Source organism: Pararcticibacter amylolyticus (assembly GCF_003130405.1).
Lineage (GTDB): Bacteria > Bacteroidota > Bacteroidia > Sphingobacteriales > Sphingobacteriaceae > Arcticibacter > Arcticibacter amylolyticus.
On record NZ_QEAS01000073.1, the window covers coordinates 1 to 1,354 of the forward strand.

1 protein-coding gene is annotated in these 1,354 nt (G+C 56.1%); it reads left to right on the plus strand.

All coding sequences use genetic code 11. From position 1 onward, the window contains the following. On the plus strand, positions 1-1,354 hold a 1,354-nt coding region (locus DDR33_RS25095; RefSeq protein ID WP_317047477.1), incomplete at both ends, for an RHS repeat domain-containing protein.

Genomic DNA, 1,354 nt, shown 5'->3' on the forward strand with positions numbered 1-1,354 from the left:
GCCACCCGTACCGCCGTGCTGAACAACCCCGCCCACATGCTGTGGAGCGTGAACTACTACGACGACGAAGGCCGGGTGGCCAAGAGCATCGTCCAGCACTACAAGGGCGGCACCCTGTCGGAAGGCAATTACGACGAAACCGACAATACCTACAGCTTTACCGATGAACTGTGGACCAGCACCCGCAGCCATAAAGTAAACGGCACCGAACAGGTGAAGATAACCACAAGCTATGAATACGACCATATGGGCCGCAAGGTGAACACCTGGGAGACCATCGGCAGTGGGGACAAGGTACTGCTGGCCCAGAACGTTTACAACGAGATCGGCCAGCTCAAAGAAAAGCGGCTGCACTCAAAAGACAACGGCAATACCTTTCTCCAGAGGATCGCCTACCAGTACAACGAGCGGGGCTGGCTCAAACAGATCAATGACCCCGGCAGCCCCTCCTCAGAACGGGTATTCGGGATGACCCTTCAGTACAACGACCATGCGGAAGCGGCAAAGAGGCAGTATAACGGCAATATCTCAGGGGTAAGCTGGCAGACAAAAGTGCCGGCCACCACGGGCTTTACGCAGGAAAGGCAGGGATACGACTACAGCTATGACCGGCTGAACCGGCTGGAACTGGCCTCCTACACGGCACCCGGCAAGGCCGGCTACTTTAACGAGAAGCTGAGTTACGACAAGGGGGGCAATATCCTCAGCCTGGAGCGGACCTCCAATGGCACAGGGAAGATCGACCTGCTGGAGTACAGCTACGAAGAAAGCGGCCAGAGCAACCGCCTGGCCAGCCTGACGGATGGCAGCGGCAGCAATGAAGGGCAGCCCTCGGGCACGGCCAGCTACGCCTACGATGAGAACGGGAACCTGACCTTGGACAGTAAGAAGCAGCTGACCATCAGCTACAATGCACTGAACCTTCCCAGGACGGTGACCCAGTCAGGAAGTAACCAGACAATTACGTATCTTTACGATGCCGGGGGGAGGAAGCTAAGGAAGGAAGCGGCAGGAGGGAACCGCGACTATATCGATGGGATAGAATACGGGAATGATGGTCAGATCGAGTTTATCCAGACAGAAGAAGGGAGGGCGGTAAAGAGCGGAGCGGGCTACAGTTACGAATATATGCTGAAGGACCACCTGGGGAACACCCGTGCCGTGGTGAAGCAGGACGGGAGCATCATCCAGCTATCGGACTACTATGCCTTCGGGATGGAGATGAACCATAACGGGATGACGCCGAGCCCGGATAATAAATATAAGTACAACGGGAAGGAGCTGCAGACGGAGCTGGGGATGAACCAGTATGATTACGGGGCGAGGTTCTATGATCCGGTGATTGGAAGGTGGA